The sequence below is a fragment of the Lysobacter sp. Hz25 genome (assembly GCF_046097045.1).
Classification (GTDB): Bacteria; Pseudomonadota; Gammaproteobacteria; order Xanthomonadales; family Xanthomonadaceae; genus Lysobacter; species Lysobacter antibioticus_B.
This window is the reverse complement of the sequence record NZ_CP175666.1, coordinates 2,837,827-2,855,801: the sequence shown is the minus strand read 5'-3', so window position 1 is coordinate 2,855,801 and position 17,975 is coordinate 2,837,827. Positions and strand designations below refer to the sequence as shown.

Annotated in this window: 16 protein-coding genes and 1 pseudogene; 9 read left to right on the top strand and 8 right to left on the bottom strand. The window is 67.2% G+C overall.

Going from position 1 to position 17,975, the window contains the following annotated elements; genetic code table 11:
* Entirely contained in the window at positions 1-183 is a 183-nt protein-coding gene (locus ACKN61_RS12045; protein WP_408953637.1) for a hypothetical protein, read from the bottom strand.
* Between the two features lie 11 nt (positions 184-194).
* Positions 195-1,325 (bottom strand): acyl-CoA dehydrogenase family protein, encoded by a 1,131-nt coding sequence (locus ACKN61_RS12040; protein ID WP_408953813.1) that lies wholly within the window; start codon positions 1,323-1,325, stop codon positions 195-197.
* Positions 1,326-1,746: 421 nt separating this feature from the next.
* Here ACKN61_RS12040 and ACKN61_RS12035 point away from each other — a divergent pair.
* From ACKN61_RS12035 to ACKN61_RS12015, 5 genes and pseudogenes are all read left to right on the top strand, one after another.
* Positions 1,747-2,673, top strand: a pseudogene (locus tag ACKN61_RS12035) (ArsR/SmtB family transcription factor); the annotation flags it as partial.
* 49 nt (positions 2,674-2,722) lie between these two features.
* Positions 2,723-3,835: a homocysteine S-methyltransferase family protein gene (locus ACKN61_RS12030; protein WP_408953636.1), complete on the top strand. Its 1,113-nt coding sequence runs from the start codon at positions 2,723-2,725 to the stop codon at positions 3,833-3,835.
* Positions 3,836-3,920: 85 nt separating this feature from the next.
* Complete coding sequence (gene metH, locus ACKN61_RS12025; protein ID WP_408953635.1) at positions 3,921-6,620, top strand: methionine synthase; 2,700 nt, start codon at positions 3,921-3,923, stop codon at positions 6,618-6,620.
* 59 nt (positions 6,621-6,679) lie between these two features.
* Positions 6,680-7,423, top strand: a complete 744-nt coding sequence (locus ACKN61_RS12020; RefSeq protein WP_408953634.1) for a hypothetical protein — start codon at positions 6,680-6,682, stop codon at positions 7,421-7,423.
* 242 nt (positions 7,424-7,665) lie between these two features.
* Complete coding sequence (locus ACKN61_RS12015; RefSeq protein WP_408953633.1) at positions 7,666-8,529, top strand: alpha/beta fold hydrolase; 864 nt, start codon at positions 7,666-7,668, stop codon at positions 8,527-8,529.
* A 1,221-nt stretch (positions 8,530-9,750) separates the two neighbouring features.
* On the opposite strand, the gene ACKN61_RS12010 is transcribed toward ACKN61_RS12015, so the two are convergent.
* The 6 genes from ACKN61_RS12010 to ACKN61_RS11985 all read right to left on the bottom strand — a co-directional run bounded on the left by ACKN61_RS12010 (position 9,751) and on the right by ACKN61_RS11985 (position 14,998).
* A complete protein-coding gene (locus tag ACKN61_RS12010) occupies positions 9,751-10,509 on the bottom strand; it encodes a DUF2058 family protein (protein ID WP_408953632.1) in 759 nt (252 codons plus the stop codon).
* A gap of 9 nt (positions 10,510-10,518) precedes the next feature.
* Positions 10,519-10,752 carry a SlyX family protein gene (locus ACKN61_RS12005; protein ID WP_031372970.1) on the bottom strand — a complete coding sequence of 78 codons (234 nt, stop codon included), beginning with the start codon at positions 10,750-10,752 and terminating at the stop codon, positions 10,519-10,521.
* 27 nt (positions 10,753-10,779) lie between these two features.
* Complete coding sequence (locus tag ACKN61_RS12000) at positions 10,780-12,126, bottom strand: UDP-glucose dehydrogenase family protein (RefSeq protein WP_408953631.1); 1,347 nt, start codon at positions 12,124-12,126, stop codon at positions 10,780-10,782.
* Between the two features lie 82 nt (positions 12,127-12,208).
* Positions 12,209-13,048 carry an FKBP-type peptidyl-prolyl cis-trans isomerase gene (locus ACKN61_RS11995; protein WP_408953630.1) on the bottom strand — a complete coding sequence of 280 codons (840 nt, stop codon included), beginning with the start codon at positions 13,046-13,048 and terminating at the stop codon, positions 12,209-12,211.
* A gap of 123 nt (positions 13,049-13,171) precedes the next feature.
* Entirely contained in the window at positions 13,172-14,116 is a 945-nt protein-coding gene (locus tag ACKN61_RS11990; RefSeq protein WP_408953629.1) for an FKBP-type peptidyl-prolyl cis-trans isomerase, read from the bottom strand.
* 240 nt (positions 14,117-14,356) lie between these two features.
* Positions 14,357-14,998 (bottom strand): glutathione peroxidase, encoded by a 642-nt coding sequence (locus tag ACKN61_RS11985; RefSeq protein WP_408953628.1) that lies wholly within the window; start codon positions 14,996-14,998, stop codon positions 14,357-14,359.
* 191 nt (positions 14,999-15,189) lie between these two features.
* Between ACKN61_RS11985 and ACKN61_RS11980 the strand changes: the two genes are divergently transcribed.
* From ACKN61_RS11980 to ACKN61_RS11965, 4 genes are read left to right on the top strand one after another with little or no spacing between them, the layout of a single operon-like run.
* On the top strand, positions 15,190-15,648 hold the full coding sequence (locus ACKN61_RS11980) for a hypothetical protein (protein WP_408953627.1): 459 nt from the start codon (positions 15,190-15,192) through the stop codon (positions 15,646-15,648).
* A 3-nt stretch (positions 15,649-15,651) separates the two neighbouring features.
* Positions 15,652-16,032 (top strand): GntR family transcriptional regulator, encoded by a 381-nt coding sequence (locus ACKN61_RS11975; protein WP_031372976.1) that lies wholly within the window; start codon positions 15,652-15,654, stop codon positions 16,030-16,032.
* Positions 16,029-16,913 carry an ABC transporter ATP-binding protein gene (locus tag ACKN61_RS11970; RefSeq protein WP_031372977.1) on the top strand — a complete coding sequence of 295 codons (885 nt, stop codon included), beginning with the start codon at positions 16,029-16,031 and terminating at the stop codon, positions 16,911-16,913. The genes ACKN61_RS11975 and ACKN61_RS11970 overlap by 4 nt, the downstream gene beginning before the upstream one ends.
* A complete protein-coding gene (locus ACKN61_RS11965; protein WP_408953626.1) occupies positions 16,910-17,944 on the top strand; it encodes an ABC transporter permease in 1,035 nt (344 codons plus the stop codon). Before ACKN61_RS11970 ends, ACKN61_RS11965 begins: the two co-directional genes overlap by 4 nt.
* Positions 17,945-17,975 lie beyond the last annotated feature (31 nt).

Below are 17,975 nucleotides of genomic sequence, written 5' to 3'. Positions count from 1 at the left end.
TTAGTGCTTGCGGTTCGAGGCTTGCAGGGCGGCAATGGACGCGGCGCCGTAATCGAGCGACGCGCCCACGCGGCCACGCGCCATCGGGCGCGGACCGTGCACGGCGAGGCCGTTCGAAGCGCGCGAGCCCATGCCGCCGTCCTCAGGACAGGCGGTGGGCCGTGACGAGCCGAAACGTTTCATCGTCTGTCGCTTCAGCGCAGACCGGTTTCGTTGCGGGCGATGACCAGGCGCTGGATCTCGCTGGTGCCTTCGTAGATCTCGGTGATCTTGGCGTCGCGGAAATAACGCTCCAACGGCATTTCCTTGGAATAGCCCATGCCGCCGTGGATCTGCACGGCCTGGTGGGCGATCCACATCGCCGCTTCCGATGCGGTGAGCTTGGCGATGGCGGCCTCGTTGCTGAAGCGGCCGCCGTGCTTGTCGGTCTCGGCCTTCTTCCAGGCCGCGCGCAAGGTCAGCAGCAGGGCCGCGTCGAGCTTGCACTTCATGTCGGCGATCTTGGCCTGGGTCATCTGGAAGGCGCCGATCGGCTGGCCGAAGGCCTTGCGCTCGCGCACGTAGGTCAGGGTGGCCTCGTAGGCGGCGCGGGCGATGCCGATGGCCTGGCTGGCGATGCCGATGCGGCCGGCGTCGAGCACGCCCATGGCGATCTTGAAACCGTGGCCTTCTTCGCCGAGCACGTCGTCCGGCGCGGCGACGTAGTCCTCGAACTCGATCTCGCAGGTGGCCGAGGCGCGGATGCCGAGCTTGGGCTCGGTCTTGCCGCGGTGGAAACCCGGCTTGGAGGTATCGATCATGAACGCGGTGATGCCGCGCGCGCCCTTGTCCGGGTCGGTCATCGCGAACAGCACGATGTACTTGGCGACCGGGCCGGAGGTGATCCAGCTCTTCTTGCCGTTGATGACGAAGCTGCCGTCGGCCTGCTTGACCGCCTTGCAGCGCATCGCCGTGGCGTCCGAGCCCGACTGCGGCTCGGTCAGGGCGAAGGCGCCGATCTCGCGGCCCTCGGCGATCGCGCGCACGTAGAGCTGCTTCTGCGCCTCGGTGCCGAACTTGAGAATGCCGTTGCAGAACAGCGAATTATTGACCGACACGATGGTCGAATGGGCGGCGTCGCCGGCGGCGATCTCGACCATGGCCAGCACGTAGGAGATCGGGTCCATGCCCGCGCCGCCGTACTCGGCCGGCACTTCGATGCCCATCAGGCCGTTCTCGCCGAGGGTGCGGATGTTCTCGAGCGGGAACTCGCCGGTCTGGTCGTGGTGCTCGGCGCTGGGAGCAATCTTTTCCTGGGCGATACGTCGCGCCACGTCCTGGATCATCAACTGCTCTTCGGTAAAGCCAAAATCCACGTCGGCACCTCTGCTGGTTTGAGCACTGCGGCCGGGGCGCGCGGCAGCCCGTAGGCGGCGCCGTCGTCGATCCCCGACCGGCGCGATGGTTCTGCGTCCTGGTCCGCGGCCGGTCGATGGCCGCGAATGCGAATTGTAGCCGCGCGCGCCGAATAACCCCACCCATGCGCCTGCCCCGCCCCTGCGCCAGGGTTTGCGCCGCGAGGCGTCTGCGCGGCCACGGCCGGGCCGGCCCCGACTTGACCTGCAAGCCCCTCCGGGAACACACTTATCTCTATATCGCGATACGTTGATAGAACACGAGAATGGAGAATCGGGAATCGTCCTAGTGACTGTCCCGTTGCCCACCTTCGATTCCCCATTCCCGATTCCCTATTCCCAAGGTTGCCCTATGGATCTCGAAGGCTGGTCGTCCCGCTTGAAGGTGTTCGCCGACGCCACCCGTGTGCGTCTGCTCGCTCTGCTCGAGGGCGAGGAGCTGACCGTGGCCGAGCTGTCGGCGATCACCCGCCTGGCCCAGCCGCGCGTGTCGACCCATTTGTCCAAGCTCAAGGAAGCCGGGCTGGTGCGCGACCGCCGCGCCGGCGTGTCGGCCTATTACCGCTTCGACGATGGCGCCCTCGACCAGGCCCAGCGCGCGCTGTGGCAGACCCTCAGCACCGGCAGCGACGACCCCTTGCTGCGCCAGGACGCCGAGCGCGTGGCCGCGGTGCTGGCGATGCGCGCCTCCGACCAGAACTGGGCCGACTCGGTCGCCGGCGACATGGAACGCCACTACTCGCCGGGCCGCACCTGGGAAGCCCTGGCACGCTCGGCCCTGCCCCTGCTGCAACCCGGCGACGTGCTCGACATAGCCTCCGGCGACGGCGTGCTGGCCGAACTGCTGGCGCCGCACTCCAACCGCTACGTCTGCCTCGACGCCAGCACCAAGGTCGTCGCCGCCGCCTCCGAACGCCTGCGCAAGCTGCGCAACGTCGAGGTGCGCGAAGGCGACATGCACGCGCTGCCGTTCGAGGCCGACACCTTCGACCTGGTGGTGCTGATGCATGCGCTGACCTATGCCGAACACCCGGCCCAGGCCGTCGCCGAAGCCGCGCGCGTGCTGCGCCCCGGCGGCCGCCTGCTGCTGACCAGCCTGGCCAGCCACGAACACCGCGGCGCGGTCGAGGCCTTCGGCCACGTCAACCTGGGTTTCGCCGAGAAGGACCTGCAGAAGTTCGCCGCCAAGGCCGGCTTCGACATCGTCAGCTGCGAAACCGTGACCCGCGAACGCCGCCCGCCGCATTTCGAAGTCATCGCCCTGATGGCGCGCAAACCCGCCGCCGAACCGGCGCGCAAGCCGGCGAAGAAATAACGAGGCCCTGCCGATGGAAACCCTGCCCTGGCTCAACCCCGAACGCGCGCGCACGCTGCTGCGCGGCCTGGACGAACGCATCCTGATCATGGACGGCGCGATGGGCACGATGATCCAGCAGCACGAATTGCAGGAAGCCGACTACCGCGGCGAGCGCTTCGCCGAAGGCTACGACCGGCTGTACGCGGGCGGCCAGGACGGCGAGACCGAGCACGTCCATGGCGATGCCTGCGGCTGCTCGCGCGACCAGCGCGGCAACAACGACCTGTTGACCCTGACCCGGCCCGACATCATCGGCGGCATCCACGCCGAGTACCTGGCCGCCGGCGCCGACCTGATCGAGACCAACACCTTCAACTCGACCACGATCTCGCTGGCCGACTACGGCCTGGAGCACTTGGCGCGCGAGCTCAACGAGGAAGGCGCGCGCCTGGCCCGCCAGGCCTGCGACGAGGCCGAAGCGCGCGACCCTTCCAAGCCGCGCTACGTCATCGGCGTGCTCGGCCCGACCAGCCGCACCGCCTCGCTGAGCCCGGACGTGAACCAGCCCGGCTACCGCGCGATCACCTTCGACGAGTTGCGCATCGCCTACCGCGAGGCCACCGACGGCCTGATCGACGGCGGCGCCGACGTGATCATGGTCGAGACCATCTTCGACACACTCAACGCCAAGGCCGCATTGTTCGCGGTCGAGGAAGCCTTCGACGCGCGCGGCGCGCGCCTGCCGATCATGATCTCCGGCACCATCACCGACGCCTCCGGCCGCACCCTTTCGGGGCAGACCGCCGAGGCCTTCTGGTACTCGGTGCGCCACGTCCAGCCGACCGCGATCGGGCTGAACTGCGCGCTCGGCGCCAAGGACCTGCGCGTGCACATCGACGTGCTGGCGCAGATCGCCGATTCCCACATCAGCACCCACCCGAACGCCGGCCTGCCGAACGCCTTCGGCGGTTACGACGAAACCCCGGAGGACATGGCGGCGGTGCTCGGCGAGTTCGCCCGCGCCGGCCTGCTCAACCTGGTCGGCGGCTGCTGCGGCACGACCCCGGCGCACATCGCCGCGATCGCCGCGGTGGTCGAGGGCGTCGAGCCGCGGCGTCCGCTGCAACTGGTAGAGGCGGCATGACCTCCGCTTCGGCACTCCTGTCTTCCACCGCGCGCGGCCTGCATCCGCATCTTTCGCACACCCCAGCGATCACGACCCCCACGCCATGACCGCCCTCCCCCGCCAGACCCGCCTCAGCGGCCTCGAACCGCTGCAGATCACGCCCGAAAGCAATTTCGTCAACGTCGGCGAACGCACCAACGTCACCGGCAGCGCGCAGTTCCGCAAGCTGATCACCGAAGCCCGCTACGACGAGGCCGTGGTGGTCGCGCGCCAACAGGTCGAGAACGGCGCGCAGGTGCTCGACGTCAACATGGACGAGGGCTTGCTCGATTCCGAGCAGGCCATGGTCACCTACCTCAACCTGATCGCGGCCGAGCCCGACATCGCCCGCATCCCGGTGATGGTCGACAGCTCCAAGTGGACGGTCATCGAGGCCGGGCTGAAATGCCTGCAGGGCAAGGGCATCGTCAATTCCATCTCGATGAAGGAAGGCGAAGCCGAGTTCCTGCGCCAGGCCCGCCTGGTCCGCCGCTACGGCGCCGCGGTGGTGGTGATGGCCTTCGACGAGGTCGGCCAGGCCGACACCATCGATCGCAAGGTCGAGATCTGCTCGCGCGCCTACAAGCTGCTGACCGAACGCATCGGCTTCCCGCCCGAGGACATCATCTTCGACCCGAACGTGTTCGCGGTCGCGACCGGCATCGAGGAACACAACAACTACGCCGTCGATTTCATCGAGGCCACGCGCGAGCTCAAGCGCCGTTTCCCCTACAGCCACATCTCCGGCGGCGTCTCCAACGTCTCGTTCTCGTTCCGCGGCAACGAGGCGGTGCGCCAGGCCATCCACACCGTGTTCCTGTACCACGCCATCAAGGCCGGCATGGACATGGGCATCGTCAACGCCGGCGGCCTGCCGCTGTACGACGACCTCGACAACGAGTTGCGCGAAGCGGTCGAGGACGTGGTGCTGAACCGCCGCGACGACAGCACCGAGCGCCTGTTGACCCTGGCCGAGCGCTACAAGGGCAAGAAAGGCGAGAAGAAGGTCGAGGACCTGGCCTGGCGCGACAAGCCGGTGCGCGACCGCCTCAGCCACTCGCTGGTGCACGGCATCGACCAGTGGATCGAAGAGGACGCCGAAGCCGCGCGCGCCGAGTCCACGCGTCCGCTCGACGTGATCGAAGGCCCGCTGATGGCCGGCATGAACGTGGTCGGCGACCTGTTCGGCGCCGGCAAGATGTTCCTGCCGCAGGTGGTGAAGTCGGCGCGGGTCATGAAGAAGGCCGTGGCCTATCTGCTGCCCTACATCGAAGCCGAGAAACTGCGCACCGGCGACGCCGGCAAATCCAACGGCAAGATCGTCATGGCCACGGTCAAGGGCGACGTCCACGACATCGGCAAGAACATTGTCGGCGTGGTCCTGGCCTGCAACAACTTCGACGTGGTCGACCTCGGCGTGATGGTGCCCGCGCAGACCATCCTCGACCGCGCCAAGGCCGAAAACGCCGACCTGATCGGCCTGTCCGGCCTGATCACGCCCTCGCTCGAGGAAATGAGCCACGTCGCCCGCGAAATGCAGCGCCAGGGCTTCACCATGCCGCTGTTGATCGGCGGCGCGACCACTTCGCGCGCGCACACCGCGCTCAAGATCGACCCGCACTACAAGTCGCCGACGATTTGGGTCAAGGACGCCTCGCGCGCGGTCGGCGTGGCGCAGTCGTTGATCTCGATCGAACTGCGCGAGCCCTTCGTCGCCGCCAACGCCTCCGACTACGCCGAGATCCGCGAGCGCCACCGCAACCGCGGCGACGGCAAGCGCCTGGTCTCGCTGGAGAAGGCCCGCGGCCAGCGCTTCAACGGCAACTGGAGCGAGTACGAACCGCCGGCGCCGCTGCAGCCGGGCCTGCACGTGTTCGACGACTACCCGCTCGACGAGCTGGTCGAGTACATCGACTGGACCCCGTTCTTCAACACCTGGGAACTGGCCGGGCGCTACCCGGCGATCCTGACCGACGAAATCGTCGGCACCCAGGCCAGCGAGCTCTACCGCGACGCGCGCGCCATGCTCAAGCAGATGGTCGCCGAGAAATGGGTGCAGGCCAAAGCGGTGTTCGGCCTGTGGCCGGCGAACTCGGTCGGCGACGACGTCGAGGTGCAAGTTCCCGGCGAAGGCAAGAGCGAGACCGTGCGCCTGCACTTCCTGCGCCAGCAGGTCGACAAGCCGGTCGACCGGCCCGACCTGTGCCTGGCCGATTTCGTCGCGCCGAAGGACTCCGGCCGGCAGGACTGGATCGGCGGCTTCGCGGTGACGTCGGGCATCGGCATCGAGCCGCACGTCGCCCGCTTCGAGGCCGATCACGACGACTACAACGCGATCATGCTCAAGGCCCTGGCCGACCGCTTCGCCGAGGCCTTGGCCGAGCGCATGCACCAGCGCGTACGCAAGGAGTTCTGGGGTTACGCCGCCGACGAGACGCTCGATAACGAGGCCCTGATCGACGAAGGCTACCGCGGCATCCGCCCTGCGCCCGGCTACCCGGCCTGCCCCGAGCACAGCGAGAAGAGCACCTTGTTCCGCATGCTCGACGCGACCCGCCACACCACCCTGGAGCTGACCGAGAGCTTCGCCATGTACCCGACCGCGGCGGTCTCGGGCTTGTACTTCAGCCACCCCGACAGCCAGTACTTCGTGGTCGGCCGGGTCTCCAAGGAACAGGTCGAGGACTACGCCCGCCGCAAGGGCGCGACCTTGGCGCAAGCCGAACGCTGGTTGGCCTCGAATCTGGATTACGATCCCGAGTAACACGGACGGGCGGCGCACCGCCGCCCCCTCCAGGGACTGGTCAACACGAGCGTGCACGGATGAGCGAGATCCTGATACCCGGCGGCGGCTACGGCATCGAGGCGGCGGCCGACCGCGCCGGCGACGCGCTCGGCAACGCCGCCTTCATCGAAAAACACGCAGCCCCGGGCCGCATCGGCCTGTGCGGCGGGCGCGACTGGATCAACAAACTGATCCGCAAGGCGCAATCGCCCTTGACCGAAGACGGTCATCGCAGCCTGTGGTCGCACGCCTTCGTCTTCAGCGAACGCCGCATCGACGGGCAATGGTGGGTGATCGAGTCCGACCTCGACCTGCGCTACAAGCAGATCCGCCTGGGCGTGCAGGAGAACCGCGTCGACCGTTACTACGACGCCGACGCGTTTCCGAACATCGCCATCCTCGATTTCGACCTGAGCCCGGAACAGGTCCACAAGATCCAGGTCGCCGGCCTCGACCTGCTGTCGGGCCTGTCGAGCTATTCGATCAGCGAACTGGTCGGCACCCTGATGGCGATGCACAGCCGCCGTCTGCGCCGACGTAGCAACCTGCTGGCCAAGGAAGGCGCGCTGTACTGCTCGGCGCTGGTCCAGCATTGCTACCACGCCGCCGGCATCGAATTCCTGCCCGGCGTGCCCGGCAAGAACATCGCCCCGCACGACATCGACGAGTCGCCGCTGCCGCACCGCACCCATCGCATCATCCGCGACCTGGGCGTATCGACGATCCGCGAGCTGGGTCACAAGTCGAAACACTGGCTGAGCAGCGCACTCGATTCGGACTGACGCGTCCGCGAGCGTGCCGCGATGCAACACCGGTACGCATGACGCAGGCGCCGTCCGCGACCGAACATGGTGGGAGGCGTTCGTGCTGCCGGGTACCTCTCCCGGGAACGGCCGATCCGATACGGGTCGCAAACGCGACTTGCGCCGCTATCGCACTTCAATACGCAATGGTATGGTGACGTCGTCCTGGCCCGGCCGCGCCGTTTCGTCGCGACCTGCGCCCGACCCGCCCACGGATCGCCATGCACGACCTGCTGCTGTTCTCCCACGCCAACGGATTCCCGGCTCCGGTCTATCGGGTGATGCTCGCTGCCCTGGCCGAGCGCTTCCATGTCGTCCGGCCCGAACGCATCGGCCACGACCCGCGTTACCCGGTCACCCCGGATTGGCCGCATCTGGTCGAGGAACTGGTCGCACGCGCTGAAAACGCCGCCGGCAACGCGCGCCGGATCTGGCTGGTCGGCCACTCGCTCGGCGGCTACCTGAGCCTGCTCGCGGCGCATCGGCTGGCCGATTCGGCTCTGGCCGGGCGCGTCGCCGGCGTGGTCATGCTGGATTCGCCCTTGATCGCCGGCTGGCGCGCGCGCCTGGTCTCGATCGGCCGCCGCACCGGCCTGGACAATCTGCTGATGCCGATGCGCGCGACCTTGCAGCGCCGCCGGCTCTGGCCCGACCGCGCCGCGGTGCGCGAACACTTCCTGGCCAAACCCGCGTTCGCCTGCTGGGACGAGCGCGTGCTCGACGATTACGTCGAACATGGCACCCGCGCGGCCGCCGACGGCAGCCGCGAACTCGCGTTCGAGCGCGAGATCGAGTACCGGATCTATCACACCCTGCCGACCACCGCGCTCAGCGGCCTAGCGCCGTCGGTGCGCGTGCCGGTCGGCTTTCTTGCCGGCACGCGTTCGCGCGAATTGCGCAACGCCGGTTCCGCGCCGACCCACCGACTGGTCGGCGAACGCTGGCGCTGGATCGAGGGCGGCCACCTGTTCCCGATGGAACGGCCGCTGGACACCGCGCAGGCGATCGCGGCGATGATCGAGGGGATGCGGCCGGCCGTTGCCGACGAGGAACCGGCGACTTGGGCTGCTGCCGTCAACGGTTGAGGTCGTGTTGCGGCGTGCTGTCGCAGGGGTAGGAGCGGCGCGAGCCGCGGCCGCTGGACGCGCAGAGGCAACAACGCCGATACGCTCTATCGAAGCGCCGCCCTGTCGCGAGGGTAGGAGCGGCGCGAGCCGCGACAACGCTGGGTCGGTCTTGCGGCGCTTCTTCAAGCAAGATCAAACGATAAAAAGCTTCCGCCACTAAAGCGGCGGGTTACTTTCTTTTGCTAAGCCCAAAAGTCCGTCTGGATTCCCTTCGGTCAAAGCTAACCAAAGGGAGGGCTCTCCTTGCAGAGGCACAGGCCACGAGTTCGAAGCTCGCGCCGGGATTTTTCGATAAGACGTCCTTGTCTTATCGGGTCATTCCATTTAAAGCCGGCCGCACGTCCTGTGCGCCGCCCTCCGGGTCTCCAGGTGTTCTCGTGAGCTCGGTACTGCGCCAAGCTCTCCATAGCAACAGCAACAGGAGCGGCTGCTGTGCTCTTAGGGTAGGAGCGGCGCAAGCCGCGACCGCGCAGCTACGATTACCCGCGCCGGCCGCCGTAGATTCGCGGTCGCGGCTTGTGACCGAAGGAAATCCAGTAGGACGCCGCTCCTACCCCTCAAGCCGCTACGCGCCGTGGCCATGGCCATGGCCATGGCCATAAAGATTTTGCTGTTGCCGTGCGCCGATTCGTACTAGCGAAGGCAATCGAAGACCCGGAGGGCGGCGCGCAAGGATGCGCGCCGTTTTTCATCGGGACAGGGATGTCCCGTATGAAAAATCCCTGCGTCGGCATCGCTCGTGCGGGCCTGTGATTCAAAACAAAGCATTTTTCTTTGGTTACCTTTCTTTTGTTGCTTTAGACAAAAGAAAGTAACCCGCCGCTTTAGTGGCGGAAGCTCTTAGCGTTTGATCTTGGTATTGCTTGATGGATGCGCCGCAAGACCGAAACACTGCGGTCGCGGCTCGCGCCGCTCCTACCCCTGCGAAAGCTTGTCGCTTCGATGGACGTCATCGGCATTGCGCTCTCTGCGCGTCCCGTGGTCGCGGCTTGTGACCGAAGGAAATCCAGTAGGACACCGCTCCTACCCTCGCGGTACGACGCCGTTCCAATGAGCGGCGTCGGCGCTGCTGCCACTGCGCGTCCCGTGGTCGCGGCTCACGCCGCTCCTACACCAGACTGCGGAACGCGACGAAGCGAGATTAAAGGACCACGGCGGCGCAAGACGCGCCGCCCACGATCACCAGACCAGATCGTCCGGCACCTGATACAACGGATCGGCGTAAGGATCGTCCTCGGCCGGCGCATTCGGATCGACCTTCAGCGCGACCGCGGGCGCGAAGATCGCCTCAGCCTGCTCCAGCATCGCCGCGGTCACCAGTACGTAGCGACCCTCGAGCTGGACCACGCCGAGTTCGCCGGCGTTGAGCTGCTTGAGTTGCGCTTCGGTGACGTAGACGCGCTTGATCTTGCCGCCGTACGGGAAGTGACGGGCGATCTCGGCATCGGGCGCGTTCAGCGCCTGGTCCTTGAGCGCTTCGGCGAGCTTGGCGCGGGCTTCGCGGCGCAGGCGCGCCTCTTCCTGCTTGGCCTGCTCGGCGGCGATGCGTTCGTCTTTCTCGCGCTGCGCGCGGATCGCATAGGCCTTGGCCAGATCGATGTCTTCGCGCGTGCGCGGCTTGCCCTGCCCCGGTCGGCCCGAGCCCTGATTGGCGCCAGGGCGGCCCTGGCCGGGCTTGCCGGCGCCTGGACGCTGGCCCTGCGGCCGGTTGGCATTCGGGCGGTCCGAGCCGGGTTTGTCGGCACCGGGCCGTTCGCCGTGCGGTCGTGCGCCGCGCTCGCCGGGTTTGCGCGCATCGTGACGCGCGGCGCCGGAACGCTCGCCGGGCTTGCCGCCGCGCTTGGGGTCGCCGCTGCGTTCGGAGCGTTCCGGACGTTCGGGTTTGGGAGCCGGCTTGAAGCCCAGGCCCAGCAGTTGATCGCGAAGAGTGTCGCTCATGATCCGGTATCAGTAATGCGGCGGGGGTGGTTCGCCGGCGGCGTCGCCGCCGGTGAGCGGCGTGGCCGCCATGGCACTGCGCAATTGCTTGATTTCATCGAGCGCGCGGTACATGAGCAGCGAATTGCGTGCTTCCTCGCTGCGTGCCGCGGCGAGTGCGTCGCTGAGTTCATTGAGCGCATGCTCCTGGAACGCTACGCGCGTTTCCAGATCGATCAGGCGTTGCTCGAGTTCGGAAGTCACAGGCGGTAATCCATGCGTGCCGACGGCTCAATCGCCGTCGATCAGGATCGAGCGCCCGCGCCCGATGCCGTAATAGGCCAGGTCGGCCGCCTCGACCTCGTCGGGATGGTACAGGTTGCGCCCGTCGAAGATCACGCCGTCGGCCAAGGCCTGGCGCACCCGCACGAAATCCGGACTGCGGAACTGCTTCCACTCGGTCACCACGACCAGGGCGTCGGCATCGGCCAGCGCGGCGCGCGCCGAATCGCACAGCGCCAGGTCCTCGCGCTCGCCGAAGATGCGCTCGGCTTCGTCGTTGGCTTCCGGATCGTAGGCGCGCACGCGCGCACCGGCGTCCCACAACTGGTTCAGCAAGGTGCGGCTCGAGGCCTCGCGCATGTCGTCGGTGTTCGGCTTGAACGCCAGGCCCCAGACCGCGAAGGTCTTGCCGGCGATGTTGCCGCCGTAGTGGCGCTGGATCAGCTCGAACAGGTGGCCCTTCTGGCTGTCGTTGACCGCTTCCACCGCGTCGAGCAGGCGCGCCTGGTAGCCGTGCTGCTGGGCGGTGCGGGCCAGCGCCTGCACGTCCTTCGGAAAGCACGACCCGCCGTAGCCGGCACCGGGGTAGATGAAGTGCCAGCCGATGCGCGGGTCCGAACCAATGCCCTGGCGGACCATCTCGATGTCGGCGCCGACTTTCTCGGCGATGTTGGCGATTTCGTTCATGAAACTGATCTTGGTCGCCAGCATCGCATTGGCGGCGTACTTGGTCAGTTCGGCCGAGCGCAGGTCCATGTAGACGATGCGTTCGTGATTGCGGTTGAACGGCGCGTACAGGCGCTTGAGTTTTTCCAGCGCGACCGGGCTGGAGGCGCCGATCACGATGCGGTCGGGACGCATGCAGTCGTTGACCGCATCGCCTTCCTTGAGGAATTCGGGGTTGGAGGCCACGTCGAAGGCGACGTCGACGCCGCGCGCCTGCAGTTCGCGGGCGATCGTCGCCTGGACTTTGTCGGCGGTGCCGACCGGCACGGTCGACTTGTTGACCACGACCACCTGGCGCTCGATATGGCGGCCGATCGTCGTCGCCACGGCGAGCACGTACTTGAGGTCGGCGCTGCCGTCCTCGTCGGGCGGCGTGCCGACGGCGATGAAGATCAGGTCGCCATGGACGATCGCAGCGGCGGCGTCGGTGGTGAAGTGGAGACGGCCGGCGGCGTGATTGGCCTTGACCATCGGCTCCAGGCCGGGCTCGTAGATCGGGATCACCCCGCGCTCGAGGCCCTCGATCTTGGCCTGGTCGATATCGACGCAGACCACGTCGTGACCGACATCGGCCAGGCAGGTTCCGGTGACCAGACCCACGTAGCCGGTGCCGAAGATGGTGACGCGCATGGGGTGTTCTCTATCGAAGGTATTGCCCGGCCCTGCGGCCGGACTCCGTGCCCGCACGCGCGGGCACGGAGCGGCGTAAGACTCAGTGCTGCGGGTGCGTGCCGCCCATCGCGGCCGATTCCGGGCCGCCGGCAGGACCGCCCGCGCCGGGCTTGACGATGTCGAGCAGTTCGACGTCGAACACCAGGGTCGCGTTCGGGCCGATCGGACCGCCCGGGGTGCCCTGCTCGCCGTAGCCGAGCTTGCTCGGGATCCACAGCTTGAACTTGCTGCCGACCGGCATCAGCGCGATGCCTTCCTGCCAGCCCGGGACCACCGCGCCGAGCGGGAACACCGCCGGTTCCTTGCGATCGTAGGAGCTGTCGAAGGTCTTGCCGTCGAGCATCGTGCCCTTGTAGTGCACGCGCACGGTGTCGCTGCTCTTGGGCTTGGCGCCCTTGCCTTCGGTCACCATCTGGTACTGCAGGCCCGACGCGGTGGTCACCACGCCCGGCTTCTTGCCGTTGGCGGCGAGGAACTTGTCGCCTTCTTCCTGGTTCTTCTTGGCCGTCGCGACCATTTTCTCGATCTGCTTGGTGCGAACCTTTTCCTGCAGGCGCTCGCGGACCTGGCGCGCTTCCTCGTCGCTCAGCAGCGGCTTGTCGCCCTTCATGTTGGCCTGCATCGCCTTCTGCAGCACGGCCAGGTCGAGATCGTCCTTAAGCAGCTCGAGCGAGCGGCCCATGTCCATGCCGATCAGATAGCTTTCCTGTTCCTTCTCGGTCTTCATGCCGCCGAGCGCCTTGACGTCGCTCTTGGCATCGGCCTTGTCGCCGGGCTTGGCGTCGGCGGCCTTGCCGTCGGCCGGCTTGCCGGCCTGGTTGCAGCCGGACGCGAACAGCGCCATCGAGGCCACGGCGAACGCGAGGGCGGTGTTACGCATGAAAGGCTTCATCAAACTGCACTCCTAAGGACGAAATAACCGAAAACGAGGGTGGGAACCGGGCCGGCGGCTGGACAAACTGCCAGCCGGCGGCTGAACGCAACGAGTCTGGGCGGCGAACGATCAGAGAATGTCGAGCAACTCGACTTCGAACTCGAGGGTCGCATTCGGGCCGATCTTCGGCGGCGCGCCCGACGGCCCGTAGGCCAGTTCGGCCGGGATCCAGAACTTGAACTTGCTGCCGACCGGCATCATCGCCAGGCCTTCCTGCCAGCCCTGGATCACGCCGTTGACCGGGAACTCGGCCGGCTGGCCGCGCTCGTAGGAGCTGTCGAAGGTGCTGCCGTCGAGCAAGGTGCCCTTGTAGTTCACGCTGACCTTGTCGGTCGGCTTGGGGCGCTCGCCGGACCCCTGGCGCAGCACCATGTACTGCAGGCCCGAGCCGGTCACGAACACGCCCTTGACCTTCTTGTTGGTCTCGAGGAAGTCCTTGCCCTTCTTCAGGTTGGCTTCGCCGGCCGCGGCCGCCTCGGCCTTCATCTTGGTTTGCAGGCGTTCGCTGAAACCGGTCAGCACGGTGCGGGCCTCGGCTTCGGCGAGCAGCGGCTTGCCGCCGCTCAGCGAGGTGCGCAGTGCCTGCACCAGCAGCGGCAGTTCGATCTCGGATTTGATCTGCTGCAGCGACGGGCCGACCATGAAAGTGCCGATCAACAGACCGACCTTGTCCTTGGCCACCGACGGCGGCGGTGCGCCCGGGGCGGCGCCCGGAACCGGCTTGCCGTCGCGCGAGGCGATGCGCGCGCGCAGGGCCTGGTCGACGGTGCGGGCTTCTTCCTGGGTAATCAGCGGCTTGCCGCCGTCGAAGACGTTCTTGACCGCGCGCTCGAAGGCGGCGGTGTCGAGATCGGGACCGACCGGCTTGAGCGAACTGGCCACATCCAGGCCAATGGCATAGCTGATCTTTTCACGGTCGTTGGCGAGCACGGTCTTGTCCTGGGCAGAGGCGACGCCGCTGAACAGCGCCGCAGTGGTGATCAACACGGCCGCGCCGCGCACGAAAGCCTTCATCGGGTCCCGCTCCTTTTTGCGAATCGATACGCCGCAGTCCGGCGCAAGCCCGTCATTGTCGCGGGCCGGCGCTACGGCGGCAATGTTCCAGTGTGACGGCGGACAAGCCCGGAAGTTCCATCCCGCCGCGGCTCGTGAGCGCCGGAAACCCGATCGCCTGCGCAGATCCGCGCGCGCAGCGCCCCATTCGGGCGCGATGCGATGCCGCGCCCGAGCGCTGCCGATGCCCGGCCTGGAGGATCAGCGGGCAACTGCCGGCTGCGGGGCGGCGGCGGTGGCCGGCGCTTTCGCGGCCTTCGGCCGCGGCGCCGTCAGGGCACGCTCGATCGCGGCGACCACGGTCGGGTCGTCCGGGGTGGTCTTGCTGCCGTAGCTGGCGATCAGGCGGCCGTCGCGGCCGAGCAGATACTTGTGGAAGTTCCACTTCGGCGCTTCGCCGGCGGCCTTGGCCAAGTCCTTGTAGAGAGGCGTCGCCTGTTCGCCGATCACGTGCACCTTTTCGAACATCGGGAACTTGACCCCGTAGGTCAGGGTGCAGAACGCCTGGATCTGCTTTTCGTCCTCGAATTCCTGGGCCTTGAAGTCGCCCGACGGGAAACCGAGCACGGCGAAGCCCTTGCCCTTGTACTTGGCCTGCAGGCCTTCCAGGGCCTCGAATTGCGGGGTGTAGCCGCACTTGCTGGCGGTGTTGACCACCAGCACCACGTCGCCGCCGTAGCGGGCGTCGAGGTTGACCGCGGTCTTGCCGGCCAGCGGACGGAAGCTGCGGTCGAGCATGGACCCACCGGCGGCGACGGCCGCGCCGGCGGCCAGCATCAGGGACAGCAGGGCGACGGGGCCCGCGCAACGCGCCAGGCCTGAACGGGGGAGCGAAGAAGTCATCGGGCAGCCTCGGGAGGATCGATGGAGGGAAAGCCGGCGGAGCCGGACTGGCTGGGCCAAGTATGACTTTAGTTGGGTCGGTATCGATTGACGCTGTGTGTTTAGGTGTTATAGTTGCATACAACACCGGCCCACTAACGAGCAGGACGTTCGATATGAACCGCAAGCTCCACAATTCCATTTCAGCCCTGATGGCCGCCGGCGGCGCCCTGGTTCTGGGCCTGGTAGTCGCCTTCCCCTCGCCCGCGCCGGTCGCGTCCGCCGCCCCGGAGCTGGCCATGCTGGCCGGCGACGCGGTAGCGACCCGCCCGATCCAGGTCGAGCTGGGCCAGATCAAGGCGCAGATCAGCTTCGACCGCGACTTCGTGGCGCGCGCCCGCAGCCGCCAAACCGACGTCGCCGCCATCGCGCGCCGCATCGAAGCCAGCGCCGACCGGCTCGGCCAGGATGCCAGCGCCGCCGAAGTCAGCCTGTTCGTCGCCGGCATCGCCAACGAAGTCGCCGACCTCACCGCGATCGCCAACGCGGTCGAGCCCCTCGTTGCCGCGGAGCCGGCAAGCACCGAAACCAAACGCAAGGCCGGGACCGCCGCGCGCCGTAACCGACGGAACCTCGTTATGCCTTACTTCTCCTTCCTGCCGCGGGGCTGAACCATGACCGCAATCCAATGGAGCGACGGCGCTCCAATCTATCGCCAGCTCAAGGAGCGCGTCGTCGCGATGATGCTCGACGGCGTCCTCAAGCCAGGCGATGCCCTGCCGTCCGTGCGGCAGGTCGCCGCCGAATACCAACTCAACCCCATCACCGTCTCGCGCGCCTATCAGGAGTTGGCGGACGAGGCGCTGGTCGAAAAACGCCGAGGCCTGGGCATGTACGTGACCGAAGAAGCCGCAAGGAAACTGCTCGTCAACGAGCGCGAACGCTTCCTGCGCGAAGAATGGCCGCTGGTCCTGGAGCGCATCCAGCGCCTGGGCCTCAGCAACGAAGAACTGCTCGGTGCGCGCACCGGCAACGACAAGGCGGACGCACCATGACCAATGCCATCCATATCGACCCCGGTCATATCGTCACCGCGCGCGGCCTGCGCAAGGTCTACAAGAACAAGCTCGCGCTCGACAACGCCGCCTTCGACATCCCGGCCGGCCGCATCGTCGGCCTGATCGGCCCCAACGGCGCAGGCAAGACCACCGCACTCAAGGCCATCCTGGGCCTGATCGCCTTCGACGGCGAGCTGTCGGTGCTCGGCCGCGACCCGCGCCACGAACGCGACGCGCTGATGCGCGACGTGTGCTTCATCGCCGACGTCGCGGTGCTGCCGCGCTGGCTGCGGGTGCGCGAAGCGATCGAGTTCGTCGCCGGCGTGCATCCGCGCTTCGACCGGGCCAAGTGCGAGCGTTTCCTGCACGGCACCCAACTCAAGCCCAACCTGCGCGTGCGCGAAATGTCCAAGGGCATGATCGTGCAACTGCACCTGGCGCTGGTGATGGCCATCGACGCGCGCCTGCTGGTGCTCGACGAACCGACCCTCGGCCTGGACATCCTCTACCGCAAACAGTTCTACCAGCGCCTGCTCGAGGATTACTTCGACGAGAACAAGACCATCCTGGTGACCACTCACCAGGTCGAGGAAATCGAGCACATCCTCACCGACGTGATGTTCATCCGCGACGGCAAGGTCGTGCTCGACAGCCCGATGGAAGTGCTCGGCGAGCGCTTCATCGAGGTGCTGGTCAACACCGACTCCGCCGCCCAGGCGCGCGCGCTCAAACCGCTGGACGAACGCTCGCTTCCGTTCGGCAAGACCGTGATGTTGTTCGACGGCGTTCCGGCCGAGCAGTTGGCCGGCTTCGGCGAAGTACGTACGCCCGGCCTGGCCGATCTGTTCGTCGCCACCATGAAGGGGACCTACGCATGAACGTCGCCGACGATATCCTCGCCGCCCCCGCCGCACCGCGCGCGGTCGCCGCTATCCCGCCGCTGCAGACCTTCAAGATGCTGTTGCGGCGCGAGTTCTGGGAACACCGCGGCGGCTTCTTCTGGGCCCCGGTGATCACCGGCCTGGTCGCCATCGTGTTCTCCCTGTTCGGCGTGGTCGCCAGCTCGATCATGCTGCAGAGCGCGATCCGTCGCGGCGACGTGCACATGGACGGGGTCAACATCAACGTTTCCGGCCACGAGTCGGCGTTCGGCCTCGCCGGCGACATCGCCCTGCTCAGCGGCATGGGCCTGGCCTGCGTGGTGTTCGTGTTCGTGGTGTTCTTCTACGCCCTGGGCTCGATCTACGACGAACGCAAGGACCGCAGCATCCTGTTCTGGAAGTCGTTGCCGGTCTCCGACACCCAGGCGGTGCTGTCCAAGCTGTTGTGGGCGCTGGTGCTGGCCCCGGTGCTGGCGATCGGCATCGGCCTGGCGATCGGCGCGGTGATGTGGTTGCTGTCGTGGGTCGCGGTGCTGCTCAACGGCGTGCCCGGCGCGAGCGGGGTCTTCACCGAAGCGCATCCGCTGCGCCTGGTCCTGCAGATCCTGTGCTCGATCCCGGTGTACGCGCTGTGGGCCCTGCCGACGGTCGGCTGGCTGATGCTGTGCTCGGCGTGGGCGCGCAGCGTGCCCTTCGTCTGGGCGGTGGTGATCCCGCTGCTGGCCTGCATGTTCATCAGCTGGCTCGACATCCTGCCGGGCATCGAGATCCCGCACGACGCGATCTGGTACACGGTGGCGTTCCGCGGTCTGCTCAGCATCGTCCCCGGCAGCTGGTACCTAAGCCCGCAGATCAACGGCGTCGATACCAACAGCGTCATCAACGGCCCCGAGGACATCGCCCGCTCGATCGACTTCACCAGCAGCCTGCAGGCCTTCGCCACGGTCGACTTGTGGATCGGCGCGGTGCTCGGCGCGCTGATGGTCTATGCCGCGATCCGCCTGCGCCGCTGGCGCGACGAGGGCTGATCGCCGGCCCTCCGGTCCCGTCCGCGGACGG

What these genes read in the sequence shown, in the direction of transcription:
- ACKN61_RS12045 (WP_408953637.1), bottom strand. Translation starts at nt 183, where the DNA reads ATGAAACGTTTCGGCTCGTCACGGCCCACCGCCTGTCCTGAGGACGGC.
- ACKN61_RS12040 (WP_408953813.1), bottom strand. Translation starts at nt 1,325, where the DNA reads ATGATCCAGGACGTGGCGCGACGTATCGCCCAGGAAAAGATTGCTCCC.
- ACKN61_RS12030 (WP_408953636.1), top strand. Translation starts at nt 2,723, where the DNA reads ATGGAAACCCTGCCCTGGCTCAACCCCGAACGCGCGCGCACGCTGCTG.
- metH (WP_408953635.1), top strand. Translation starts at nt 3,921, where the DNA reads ATGACCGCCCTCCCCCGCCAGACCCGCCTCAGCGGCCTCGAACCGCTG.
- ACKN61_RS12020 (WP_408953634.1), top strand. Translation starts at nt 6,680, where the DNA reads ATGAGCGAGATCCTGATACCCGGCGGCGGCTACGGCATCGAGGCGGCG.
- ACKN61_RS12015 (WP_408953633.1), top strand. Translation starts at nt 7,666, where the DNA reads ATGCACGACCTGCTGCTGTTCTCCCACGCCAACGGATTCCCGGCTCCG.
- ACKN61_RS12010 (WP_408953632.1), bottom strand. Translation starts at nt 10,509, where the DNA reads ATGAGCGACACTCTTCGCGATCAACTGCTGGGCCTGGGCTTCAAGCCG.
- ACKN61_RS12000 (WP_408953631.1), bottom strand. Translation starts at nt 12,126, where the DNA reads ATGCGCGTCACCATCTTCGGCACCGGCTACGTGGGTCTGGTCACCGGA.
- ACKN61_RS11995 (WP_408953630.1), bottom strand. Translation starts at nt 13,048, where the DNA reads ATGCGTAACACCGCCCTCGCGTTCGCCGTGGCCTCGATGGCGCTGTTC.
- ACKN61_RS11990 (WP_408953629.1), bottom strand. Translation starts at nt 14,116, where the DNA reads ATGAAGGCTTTCGTGCGCGGCGCGGCCGTGTTGATCACCACTGCGGCG.
- ACKN61_RS11985 (WP_408953628.1), bottom strand. Translation starts at nt 14,998, where the DNA reads ATGACTTCTTCGCTCCCCCGTTCAGGCCTGGCGCGTTGCGCGGGCCCC.
- ACKN61_RS11980 (WP_408953627.1), top strand. Translation starts at nt 15,190, where the DNA reads ATGGCCGCCGGCGGCGCCCTGGTTCTGGGCCTGGTAGTCGCCTTCCCC.
- ACKN61_RS11975 (WP_031372976.1), top strand. Translation starts at nt 15,652, where the DNA reads ATGACCGCAATCCAATGGAGCGACGGCGCTCCAATCTATCGCCAGCTC.
- ACKN61_RS11970 (WP_031372977.1), top strand. Translation starts at nt 16,029, where the DNA reads ATGACCAATGCCATCCATATCGACCCCGGTCATATCGTCACCGCGCGC.
- ACKN61_RS11965 (WP_408953626.1), top strand. Translation starts at nt 16,910, where the DNA reads ATGAACGTCGCCGACGATATCCTCGCCGCCCCCGCCGCACCGCGCGCG.